Origin of the sequence: Pullulanibacillus sp. KACC 23026, from assembly GCF_029094525.1 — a bacterium.
Classification (GTDB): domain Bacteria; phylum Bacillota; class Bacilli; order Bacillales; family Sporolactobacillaceae; genus KACC-23026.
The window spans coordinates 4,443,269-4,454,883 of record NZ_CP119107.1 but is presented as its reverse complement, the minus strand read 5'-3'; the positions used below and the strand labels follow the sequence as shown (position 1 = coordinate 4,454,883).

Annotated in this window: 10 protein-coding genes and 2 riboswitches; of the genes, 9 read left to right on the top strand and 1 reads right to left on the bottom strand. The window is 33.9% G+C overall.

The genetic code is table 11. The features are described 5' to 3' along the window. The first annotated feature begins 43 nt into the window (after window positions 1–43). The 5 genes from PU629_RS20665 to PU629_RS20650 all read left to right on the top strand — a co-directional run bounded on the left by PU629_RS20665 (window position 44) and on the right by PU629_RS20650 (window position 3,138). Window positions 44–544 carry a carbonic anhydrase gene (locus PU629_RS20665; RefSeq protein WP_275281908.1) on the top strand — a complete coding sequence of 167 codons (501 nt, stop codon included), beginning with the start codon at window positions 44–46 and terminating at the stop codon, window positions 542–544. A gap of 688 nt (window positions 545–1,232) precedes the next feature. After that, a complete protein-coding gene (locus PU629_RS20660; protein ID WP_275281907.1) occupies window positions 1,233–1,484 on the top strand; it encodes a hypothetical protein in 252 nt (83 codons plus the stop codon). After that, window positions 1,466–1,621: a helix-turn-helix transcriptional regulator gene (locus tag PU629_RS22675; protein WP_481900523.1), complete on the top strand. Its 156-nt coding sequence runs from the start codon at window positions 1,466–1,468 to the stop codon at window positions 1,619–1,621. Before PU629_RS20660 ends, PU629_RS22675 begins: the two co-directional genes overlap by 19 nt. 95 nt (window positions 1,622–1,716) lie before the next feature. Further along, a riboswitch (cyclic di-GMP riboswitch) is annotated at window positions 1,717–1,801 on the top strand. 77 nt (window positions 1,802–1,878) lie between these two features. Continuing rightward, the gene (locus PU629_RS20655; RefSeq protein ID WP_275281906.1) at window positions 1,879–2,595 is read left to right on the top strand and encodes an EAL domain-containing protein; all 717 of its coding nucleotides are present in this window, start codon (window positions 1,879–1,881) and stop codon (window positions 2,593–2,595) included. 3 nt (window positions 2,596–2,598) lie between these two features. Next, the gene (locus PU629_RS20650; RefSeq protein ID WP_275281905.1) at window positions 2,599–3,138 is read left to right on the top strand and encodes a PilZ domain-containing protein; all 540 of its coding nucleotides are present in this window, start codon (window positions 2,599–2,601) and stop codon (window positions 3,136–3,138) included. 182 nt (window positions 3,139–3,320) lie between these two features. On the opposite strand, the gene PU629_RS20645 is transcribed toward PU629_RS20650, so the two are convergent. Continuing rightward, window positions 3,321–5,012, bottom strand: coding sequence for a MutS-related protein (locus PU629_RS20645; RefSeq protein ID WP_275281904.1), 1,692 nt, complete (start codon window positions 5,010–5,012; stop codon window positions 3,321–3,323). Between the two features lie 539 nt (window positions 5,013–5,551). On the opposite strand from PU629_RS20645, the gene PU629_RS20640 reads away from it, so the two are divergent. The 4 genes from PU629_RS20640 (at window position 5,552) to PU629_RS20625 (ending at window position 10,953) form a co-directional block, all read left to right on the top strand. Beyond that, the gene (locus tag PU629_RS20640; protein WP_275281903.1) at window positions 5,552–6,373 is read left to right on the top strand and encodes a methyl-accepting chemotaxis protein; all 822 of its coding nucleotides are present in this window, start codon (window positions 5,552–5,554) and stop codon (window positions 6,371–6,373) included. 591 nt (window positions 6,374–6,964) lie between these two features. Further along, window positions 6,965–7,045: riboswitch (cyclic di-GMP riboswitch) on the top strand. Window positions 7,046–7,200: 155 nt separating this feature from the next. Continuing rightward, window positions 7,201–8,622, top strand: coding sequence for a DUF7125 family protein (locus PU629_RS20635; RefSeq protein ID WP_275281902.1), 1,422 nt, complete (start codon window positions 7,201–7,203; stop codon window positions 8,620–8,622). A gap of 13 nt (window positions 8,623–8,635) precedes the next feature. After that, complete coding sequence (locus PU629_RS20630) at window positions 8,636–8,887, top strand: hypothetical protein (RefSeq protein WP_275281901.1); 252 nt, start codon at window positions 8,636–8,638, stop codon at window positions 8,885–8,887. Next, window positions 8,872–10,953 (top strand): LuxR C-terminal-related transcriptional regulator, encoded by a 2,082-nt coding sequence (locus tag PU629_RS20625; protein WP_275281900.1) that lies wholly within the window; start codon window positions 8,872–8,874, stop codon window positions 10,951–10,953. Before PU629_RS20630 ends, PU629_RS20625 begins: the two co-directional genes overlap by 16 nt. Window positions 10,954–11,615: the final 662 nt, after the last annotated feature.

Here is an 11,615-nt window from a genome sequence, read left to right as displayed (position 1 = left end):
AATTAAAGCATCATAAATTATTTTATAAGAGGGGTTGTACGTTATGGATATAAATAAAAACAACAAAAAAGTTTTATTTTTGACAGACATAGAACCTAGAATAGAGCCATTCCTCCAACAAGAGATGAATATTGAACTTGAAAACATGCTGATTTTACAAAGCTACGGCTCTGTTATCTCCAATCCTTATGGAGATATTATGAGATCGATTATAATGGCTATTTATCAGGAAGATGTTCAAGAAGTAGTTGTAGTTGGTACAGAAGGCAAGAGGAACGTTTCACCCGATCTAAAAAGTCTTCTTGATTCAGAAAGTGAACAAATGAAGGAAAAACTAAGAACGATGGATTATCTTTTTGAACATTGCATGCCTGAATTTATGGATGGAACTTTAAAAGAATGGATCGAAAAAGGAGAGCAGGATGTTGCTGAGATTGTCCAAAAGAGTATTGAGATGATTCGCCAGCATCCATTAGTACCATCGTATGTTAAGATTAATGGTTTAATAGTGAATAAAAATAGAGAGTTTTCAACGATCAACTAATTGCGAATGTAATAAAGAGATACAGATTCAATAAAAAACAGGAGCACTTTAGAAACTGCCAATATCCTCCGTGGAGTGTCGTGTGTTGCTACATACACGTTGGACACGTTGAGTGAGTAGACATGGTTCTATCTCTAATGCTAAATCTAACATTGGTTTTGAAAAGCCCTTTCAGAATTTAACTGAGGGGGCCTTTTCTCATGTTCAGAGGTAATGATTTCCCCTATAACAAGATCAAGATGTAAACATTTTACAAATGCATTGAAGTTAAAAAAGAAACTGTACGTCAAGACGCTACGAGTTGGAAATTTGAAAATCCTTGCTGCACCGTGTTTTTAGGACATAACATGCAAATTATTACAGATGATCACTCTATGGGGGAGCCTCCTTGATATATAGGTTTTTTGAGCAGTCTACTAACCAAATGCTAACGGGATGTAAATAAATGAGCTTTCTCTTGAGTTGACTCAACAGTGTATAGATTAGTTAAGCTTTATCAAGACCGATACAAATTTTATCTGCCTCAATAGATTGAAAATTGTCGAAAAATAGTAGCTTGGTACTGTAAAGTAGTAAACCATGACTACTTCCTTTATAAAGTATTAACCATTATTATTAAAAAAGATAATAAATAATGGTAAATATTTCAGGTAACAGATGTTTTGGTCTAATATGGGGGAATGGTTTATTGGATACTATTTTAGGAATAACGCTCTCGGATAAGGAGAAGGAGTTGATCTTATCATGTATGAAATACACGTTAGAACAAGATAAGGAAAACGTTTTCCTTACTGAAGAAAAAAGAAGGCTGTTAAGTTATTTAATAAATGAATTCTCAAGTTTAGCCGCAACCCGTGAGAATAATAATAAAGATAGTATAAAAAATAGTGTAAAAAAAAACTTTCAGCTAGGGAATTTGAAATCTATAGTTATGTTTTAACTGGCTTATCTAATAAAGAGATCGCTGAAGTAACGAAGATATCACCTAATACAGTTAAAATACATCTGAATAGTATTTATAAAAAATTGGGTGTAGTTAATAGGTGGGAACTCATAACAAATTTTACCAATATATAAAAAGGTTGTCATAAATACCAAAACGTTTGTTTATTGAAAAAACTTAGTTATCCAATAAATTTCATAAATAGGTTTTTTCTATAAATAAAAAACCTATACCGAAAAGGCAAACTTTTTCGAAAGGAAAGGACGCAAAGCCACGGGCCTAATGGAAACAACAATGGCAGCCGGGTTACCGAAGAAAGGAGCGCATTGTAGATGATTCTCTGATTAATTCGGGGAGTCCTCTTTTTTTATGGAGAGGTGAGGAGAATTTAATGTTAATCGATCATTTTATAAGGGAAGAACAGTTTTATCATCACTTTCAACCTATTTATGATATTGAAAATTGGTACTTAATTGGTAGAGAAGTCTTGCTAAGATCCAATGAATTCTCAAATCCAGAAATACCATTTTGTCTTGCCAAACAAAAAGAAAAGCTTTATGAATTGGATTCGCGGTCCATCCATAAAGCTATCAGTACCTACCATATGGCAGGATACTCAAAAAGAGAAGGTAAGTTATTTGTAAATGTCTATCCGTCGACCATATCAAATGGGGATTTCCCCTCTTTCATTATTAATATAATGAATGAATTTAATGTGTCAAGGCACCAAATAGTACTAGAGTTAACCGAAACAGAGAAAATAAAGGACTTAAAACAATTCCAAAAGATAATAAATTTATTGAGAAAGTCAGGGATTTTAATTGCGCTTGATGATATCGGCAAAGGAATTGAAGATACCCAAAGAATAATCGAATTAAACCCAGATTTTATAAAATTAGATAAGTATTTTGCACATGATCTTTACATGTCAAAGAAGAAACAAGATTTTGTTAGATTCCTTCAAAATTATTGTGATGCGTATAAGACGTATCTCATATTAGAAGGGATAGAAACCCCTGTTGATTTGGCCTTTGCCAAGAGTTTTGGCATCAAATATGGTCAGGGGTATGCTTTGGGTAAGCCTGATGTTTTGGAAAAGACGGTATGAGTGATGATGAATGATATAGTGTGGATCGAAACCTTCATGTTGTTAATAATTGTTTTCCTTTTCCTGAAATCTGTAAAAAACAATCAAACTAAGAAAGCTGAAATAGCCCGTTTAAAGAATAAAATGAAAAAAGCTAAGACATCAAAAAATCCAATCAATATCCAGAAAAACAGAAGGAAATATCACCGGGTTTCAGTGAAGGATCTAACCTGCAAGCTTAAAATTATTGATTTTGGTCATCAGACTTTAAGGAAATTAAATAATAAGTCAATTAGTGGACAGATTTTAGATCTAAGTGTCGGTGGCTTAGGATTTTTATGCGAAGTTGATTTTCCTGTCACTGATCCAGTTTTAGTTGATATTAGCTTTACACTAAAAGAGGAAACTTATATCTATTCAGGAATTGTTGTTAGAAAAGAGGGCCATAAAGGAAGTAATAACTTGTTATATGGAATACAATTTACAAATATGGGTTTAAATGAAGAAGCTAAGTTAAACCAATTAGTGAATCATTTGGCGCGTTCAAAAAAAAGCATAAATTAACTAGACAGATTAAAAGGCCTCTAAACACATGATGTTTAAAGGTCTTTTGTTTTTCTATAAAGGGTTGTCACTCTAAAGCTAGTAAGGCAGGCAAAAGGATACGAAATTATTAGCCGGCTACTTCCATTGTTTAATTAAGAATTGCATTTGGGAATGTTTTTTCGAAGGTTAATGTTGTTTGATCAATTATGATAAAACGGGTAATTCACATGATTAAAGGTCATCCAGTTCCCATCTGCCTCAAAGGAATTAGCTAACTTAGAGGCCAGATTAATAATTTCTTTTGGATAGTGTAGTTGCTCTAATAATTTGATTCCATTTCTTGTATACGAAGGGCCTTTCTTTAATTTATAATCGAATGATATCGAGTTATTTTCAATTGTTTCACTGAAGTGATAGTGTTCATAGTAATCCTTTGTAATTTGTGTTAACTCTATATCGTGTGAAGCTGTAATACACAAATTATTCTTCTGGTAATTAATCCAATTTAAAATTGAAGCGGATGCAGATATTCGTTCTACTGTATTGGTCCCTTTTAAAATTTCATCAATAAATGTCATGCAAGACATACCTTGTTTAATGGTATCAATGATCCGTTTTAGTGATTTAATTTCAGCAATAAAGTAACTGTCACCTCCTAAGACATCATCACTTATTGCCATAGAAGTAAGAATGTGGGACGGTTTAATAAGGAACCCTTTTGCTAATACAGTATTAATGGTCTGTGCTAAAATGCAATTTATCGCAACGGCTTTAATAAAAGTAGATTTGCCTGAAGCATTGGAACCTGTAATTAGGATGTCTTTATCAATCTCAATATTATTTTTTACAGGGTGTTTAATTAGCGGATGATATAAGTCTGTCCCTTTAAGTTTCATTTCTTCAATAAATGTTGGTATGCAATGATCTGGGTATAAATTTCTAAAGTGTGTGATAGATATCGCCAAATCTAAATCACTTATTTCGTGCCATAAAGAAATATAACTTTCTTGATTATTTTTAATCGTTCTTAAAATGCGATTGTATGCGATGAAATCAAGTAAGAAAAAGATTCTTAAATAATCCACTATTAAATTTATCGAACTGTTATTTGAAGATAACACACTTCCCCAAAAGGATATTTTCTTTAGTTTCTTCAAACACAACTTTATTTTATCCCTTCTCCCACCAAATTCTTTATGTTGTATTTTTACTAGATGTTTTCCGCAATTAATAATGGACGTAATATAAGATAATGAATAAAAATTAGGCTGATACTCCCTTTTTTTAAAAAAATAGATACCACTGTTTATCATAACCAAACAAAAAAATGTAATAATGGCTGCTTTTAAGTTAACAAAAACTAGTACTAGAGGCGTGATGGACAAAAGACTTAAAAGGATATAAAGATAAGTATGTTTCATAAATTTATCCGTAATTTGGTAAAGGAAAGAAGAAGTATCGGTAAACGACTTCTTCCCTAATGCCATTAACTTTAATTCAATTTCTTCTCGCAATGCTCTTGTTTCAAAGAGCGCTCTGATAAAGGGCTCCTTTTCATTAAAGTAGTTTTCATTTAAATTAATAGACCTAAGATTACAGTATAATTTCTCCGCCCCTATACTAGTGTGTGTTAAATTAATTTTTTGAAATACAGTATCCATAGATAAATCATTCCAAGTGAGATCATCTATAGAAACTTGATTCTTTGTAGGTTCATAGCTATTCCAATACATTCTTACAGATTTAATAGGTTCCTCGTTTCGTTTATAATCCTTATCATTCCATTGGTTCACTAATTTTTTATTCTCTTGCAGTCGGTGTTTTTTGCTATTAAAAAACACCAAGAGAGTTATTACAACACTAGCTGATAAGATAATAAAAATAGTGCTCAATTTAAAACATCCTTTGCTTTTTTAATAATTATTCATAATATTTACTTATTTATTCTAACATAAAATTCCATTACCCATAAAAGTTGAAAGTAACCCCAAATGGTTTGGAACTGTTCGGGGTTATTTTATTATGTTGTTAACTTAATTTTATTTGCTATTGAATAACAAATACGAGTTTAATAGTTAGATGGAGGTTTCATTGGAGGGGCAGGCATGGTGCCTTGAATAGCGGGAGCGCCTCGCCTTATTTACGCCAAACGGAGAGCGGCCAAATTGTCTATTGAAGCGTATTTCTAAATATTTTCCAAGAATACTCGTATATCGAGTTAATCGGATAATGAGTTAAAAGTGGGTGGATATGGAAATGGATGGCGTTAAACTTGATAAAAAGGGTAGAGTAGCAACCATTACCATGAATTGACAGGTTATAAAAGAAAAAAGGTGCTTAAATAGGGAAGATTTAAATTTTTTCTTAAAACTTCCGATAAAGTATAGGAAGCTGAAAAAAGTGAAATCGATTTTAAGGAGAACCTTATATAATGAATAAACTTGAAACTATAATTATGGTATCTGATGTCTTCCACAAATTAATTCCATATGCCCAACTTGTTGTCACAGACAAGGAAGGGTATATACATGCGATTTCAGGTGATGATTTCTATCTAGATGTCTTTGGAGAAGGCAAGCCATTATTAGAGGGAAGTATTGGGAAGGAAGTTGTGACGACGGGTCAGGTTATATCTCGAATAGGGAATAAACAATTGACCGGTGGAATTCCTTATCAAGGTACGGGTGTTCCGATTATTAGCGATGGAAGTATAGTGGGTTCTATGTGTGTATTTATATCCACTGAGAACAAAGAGATCCTGCAAAATGCAGCCGATGAATTGCTGACAATGATGCAAACGTTGAACACGTCCTTAGAAGGGATTAGCCATACTGCAGCAGAATTACAAACCACTTCACAACAACTCGTTAATAATAGTAAAAGGGTGGAGGATTCTACAGTTGAAATTAGTCAAGTGGCTAATGTTATTGCAAAAGTGTCTTCTCAAACAAATTTGATCGGTCTCAATGCAGCTATTGAGGCATCGCGTGCTGGAGAACAAGGGAAAGGTTTTTCTGTCGTAGCCAATGAAATTAGAAGACTTTCTCAAAACACTAAGACATCATCGACAACCATTCTTAACTCGACGGATCATGTCATCGATTCTCTCAATCAAATTCAACGCGAAGTAGGAGATCTTGTAGCCGAGTTGAGTGTACAAACAAAAACGATTAACGCAACATCAGAGACTCTAAGTCAAATCGTCACCATAAGCGAGAAGTTAGCGGAACTCGCAAGGATCATGGTTAATTAGTCACTTATAGAAAGCGACTGGGACAAAAATAGTTGACGAATAGAAAAAAACTGAACTTATTCACACGTTTTAACGTGATGGGTTCGGTTTTTCATTTATAAGTTAAATCTTTGATGAAACGCTAGTCAAAATACATCGCTTTCCGCGTGCACGGCCCAAGCCTCCTCAACAAGGAAAACCCTTGCTTGCGGGGTCTTCTGACACATGCTGTTCCCGCGAGGAGTCTCTGTATTTTGACTGCGTTTCCTATTTGTTTCTGTCCTTATAAACATTTAGTGTTCGGAATTTAAGTCAGTTAGTTTAGCTTTGTCCCAGCCTCTATTGAATTTTTATGGACCAATCTCCATCAGCTTGAACTTCAAAGGCATAAGTACCCGTATCTTGTACTTGACTGGCTGTTTGACCATTATAGTTCCAATTTCATTGAAGGCTAGACTTGGCTTTATTATAAGGGCTATCTGGTTCATGATATCGGATAAATTATTTTTGTGATAATATAAATTATATAATTGAGACGTTTTTTTGTTTGAGATCCAAAGTCATTTACGAATGGAATGAAGTTCATGATCATTCGGATAAACTATAAAATCGAATCCGAAAAGGCAAACCCATTGAAAGATGGAGACGCAAAGCCACGGACCTAAAGCGTTGCTATGGTAGCCGGTTACCGAAGTGGTTAGAGTTCAAGGGCTCGTCCAACTTCGTGGAGGGAGCTCTTTTAGTTGCTCGTATTTTAGGTAGGTTGCCTTTAAGTATTTGATGTGATTATGAAGGTATCATTTTAAGATCCTTTTTTTAACAATATATAAATATAGAGGGCGGCATTTATGCAGAATATTACTGAATCAGGAGTAGCTGGAATTGACAAAATATTATATGGAGGACTGCCAAAAGGATCGGCAATTATTGTTGAAGGGGCACCAGGAACGGGAAAGACAACATTAGGTGTACAATTCCTTGTACATGGAGCTTTGAAATCTGGTGAAACGGGTATATACATTACCTTTGAAGAATTCCCTCACCAGATCTATCAAGATATGGAAGCGTTTGGTTGGGATCTAAAAAAACTAGAAAAGCAGAATCTTTTACGTTTTATAAGTATAAAACCTGAAGTTCTTTTAGAGCAAATGAAACAACCTAATGGTCTATTTGAGCAATTAATACAAGAAATAAATTGCCAGAGAGTTGTAGTAGATAGTATTAGTCTCCTTCAATATATCTATAAAGATCAGAAGGAAAATAGAGAGGCACTCTATAATCTGAGGAATATTCTACGTAAATTCTCGCTAACTTCAATGTTACTAAGTGAACGGGCAAATTCAAATAGTGAAGATACATTTGAACATTATGTAGCAGATGGGGTAATCCGTCTTTCTATAGAAGAACAAATGCAGAAATTTCGTAAACGGACACTTGAAGTTATAAAAATGAGAGGTCGCAAAATTATTGAAGGTGAACATATTTATCGACTAACAGATAAAGGGATTCATCTAGTTCCAGCACTCTCAGTTGTTGAAGATGTATTAATTAAAGCACATGATAAAGTGTCAACTGGAATTGGAAAATTAGATCAACTACTCTCCGGCGGAATCACAAGAGGATCAACGCTATTAATTGACACAAATAGTAAAGCAAACTACAAATATCTAATTGGTTCTATTATAACGAAAAGAATACTAGAGGGGGATCGAATCATTGCACAACCCTCTAGTCTGACCACTATCGAGGATCTTCAAAAAGTCTATAAATTATATGGTGTTGATTTAGAAGAAGCCTGCAAACAAGATAAGATGTATTTTATAGAACAGTATAATCGGGAAGTCCCAGATGTCTTCAAAGACAATGTCTTGAATGTAAAAGATGTATCGAACGAAGATTACTTAGGCTTTTTAAATGGTGAGTTGACTAAAATGGTAACTCGAAACTTTAACACATTAGATGATTGGTTTGTTTTTTATGATTTAAGCGCAATTTTTTCTTTAAGAGGACCGGATTTTGTTAAACGAATTTTTGCTGAAGAATCTACCAGAGCAAGAACTACCGGAAACACAATACTTGCTCTTTGCAATTTTTCTGAAATAGGTAAAGAAACCTCCTCGTTTTTAGAGAGGACATCAAATGGAGTTATTCGTACTTGGGTTGATGGTAATTATCAATATCTCCAATTAACCAAATCAACAAGTGGGTTTGTTTCTGAACCCCTTCTTGTGGAAACGATTTCGGAGAAACCACTTATCCAATTGGTTTAAGGAGCGAGATTATATGACAGATATATCGTTATTATTACAAGTGGAATGCACCTATTTTTTTGAAGAAAATCCTTTTGCAATGGAAACATTAGAAAGTCTAGCAAGTCGATTAGGACGATCGACTGAACATCTGAAGCCAATAATAAATAGTTTAGTTGCCTTATCGATATTAACTGAAATTGAATCTGGAAATGATTCTATATATAGATATAATCAACCGAATATTTTAAGTGAAAAGCTGGATGACAAATGGAAAACGCACTAGACAGTATTCAACAAGTGCAAGATGTGTTTGCTTCTAATTGCAAGCTAGCCATAATATTACTAGACCTTAAAGGAAATCCAGTCACTTCTTTTTCAGGAGAAAACAGCTTGGCAAAAATGGTCCAAAGTAACCATTCCTTATATTATGAATGGATAAAAAGTGCAGTGGGGTCTAGCGTTTTAGACACGTTTCCTGGCCTAAAGATTGTACTTTCTCCAGTAAGTATAAGGGGTGAGATTAAGTATTATTTATGGGCGGGTGTTATCATAGAAACGGAATCCCGCTCGGACCTTTATAAATATATAAGACAAAAAGTCACGCAACCATCAATTTGGGAAAACGCAATTGAGGAAGTTCCGGAGACAACGAGCGAAGAAAAGAAGCGAATTGTAAGTAGAATTTTAGAATTATCTGAGGTCATAAGTAAGCTCTTAGAGAATGATCAAAAGAAAACAGAAGACATTCAACTGATTAGAAGTGTACAAAATGTGCTTGAACTTGCTGCACAGGAAAAAAAAGATACGGTCTCTGAAATATTAAATGAGTTTTTGAACTTAGATTCTGATCTTGATTTTGTAGGCCTTGCTAAAAAAAATAACGATAACGAATGTGTGATCTCTTTAGTGACGGGACACATAGATTATCAATCATTAGTAGGAACAAATTTTTTAGTTGGGGAAGGTTTTTTAGGTCAAGTGTTGGTTAGCGGAATAGCCGGTTATTGGGAGCAGATTGATATTGATCCTAGAGGGAAACTGTTTAAAGTTAACGATATCAAACCTCAATCACTTGTTTGTTACCCAATCACTGTTGATAATAGTATCACAGGTGTATTATTTGGTGTCTCTTTTAAAAAAGGTAAACTTGGACAATCTATTCTAAGTATCGGTCAAGTCATAACGGATATAATCAGTTCATATCTGTTCAATAGGATAACAAGAGAAAAATTTAGGTACCAGCTTCAGAAATTGAATGCCTTAATAGAAATAAGTCAACTGTTATCCCGCATTCAAGATGTTAAGAAAATTGCTCTAATGCTTGTTGATATGAGCATGAATATTATGCAAGTCAGCTTTTCTTCACTTACTCTGTTCGATCTCGATTCTAATTCGGGAGAGGTTAGAATTGTCTCGAGGGGATTAACAAAGGACCAAAGTGAAAAGTATGGAAAGCAGGTATTAAGGAGATACAACCAATTAAAAGATGAAGGGGGAAATTTATCAAAGGCTTCTCCTGTTATTCGCGTCTCAGATTGGGGAGAAACCATTATAGAATGTCCTGTATATAGCCAAAAGCTTTATGGTGTATTAAGTGTTTCTCAGAATCTTAATAATGAGGATCACTTAACATTCTTGTCTTCTCTAGCAACCATCGGTGCACTGGCTATTAATAGGACAAATCATACAAAAGTGGAGATTCAACATTCAATAGCACTTTTACATGAAAGTGTAGGGTATTGGGATCCTCAGAGTTATGAGTTCACAACAAAATTAAAAAAACTCGCTCATTTGTTTTTGGATTACTTGGAAATGTCTTTGAAGGAAAGAGAAGATATTGAATATGCTTGTTTATTATCTTCGTATACGCCTGAATTTGTAGCAAATGTACTACCTGATCATTCATCGGTATATAAAATTTTGCAAGACTTTGTTGAAATAACGAATTATCCCAAATATAATCGATATGGTCAAAGATTCGACCTTGGAGGGCAACTGCTTGCACTATTATCTAACCATCTGAAAGATCATGAGTTGGATTCCATAGATAATCCTATTGATCCGTTATTGAGTGAAAAGTTTAGAAAATTCATCCTTAGAGAGCGTGCGTTAGATCAAACTATTTCCACTAAAGATCTTGAGTTCCAAATTGATAAATTATCAAATCGAGAAAATGAAGTCCTTATGCTAGTAGTGAAAGGGTTGAATAATAAACAACTGGCTTCCCAGTTATTTATTAGTGAACATACCGTTAAAAATCATATTACAAATATTTTCCAGAAGGTTAATGTAAAAGATAGGGCGGGTCTAATTGCTTATTTTTATAAACAAAAAATGGAGGATCTTTGACTTATACTAAAAAAGCCTCTTTCTGCTTAATAAAGTGGAGAGAGGCTTTTTGTTTTGGATTTAATAGGAAGATAATCCTATATATCAGTAGGACTAAAGATAGGATTAACAAGGGATATTTATTTTGGATATAGATTGAGACAATAGACGTATAAATAGGCAGAAAGAAAGGGAAATTTATCAGCATGGTTAAGACATAGTTAAAATGTATAAATTTCTTTCAGGATCATCCATTTGGATGTATCTCGTTTAAAGATTTGTGTCTTAGACTTGATGTGGGTATTGAAGACTTTGTAGACTGTATCCATAATTGGGTCCAGCGATCTATCCTAAAAAAAGAAGTCGCAGATGGATTATTAAAGTATCGATATAATATCCCGGAGATAGTCTATTTTAATATGAAAGAGTAAACTCCTAGGTCATCAATTGGATTAAACGGGGCATATTTCCTTAAGCATGATTAAAGATGTTAGAAAAGCCACGATGTTTTCAAAGGTCAGACAGAACAATACCGTATATGAAAACTCCAGGTAATTAGTTTAGATGACTTTGGAACGGGTTTCAGTTCATTGTTCTATTTAAAAGAATTTCCTATTGTACGGTGAATGAGAAAGATGCAACTATTGCGAGAGCCATTATAGCAATGGGGAAGCATTTATAGG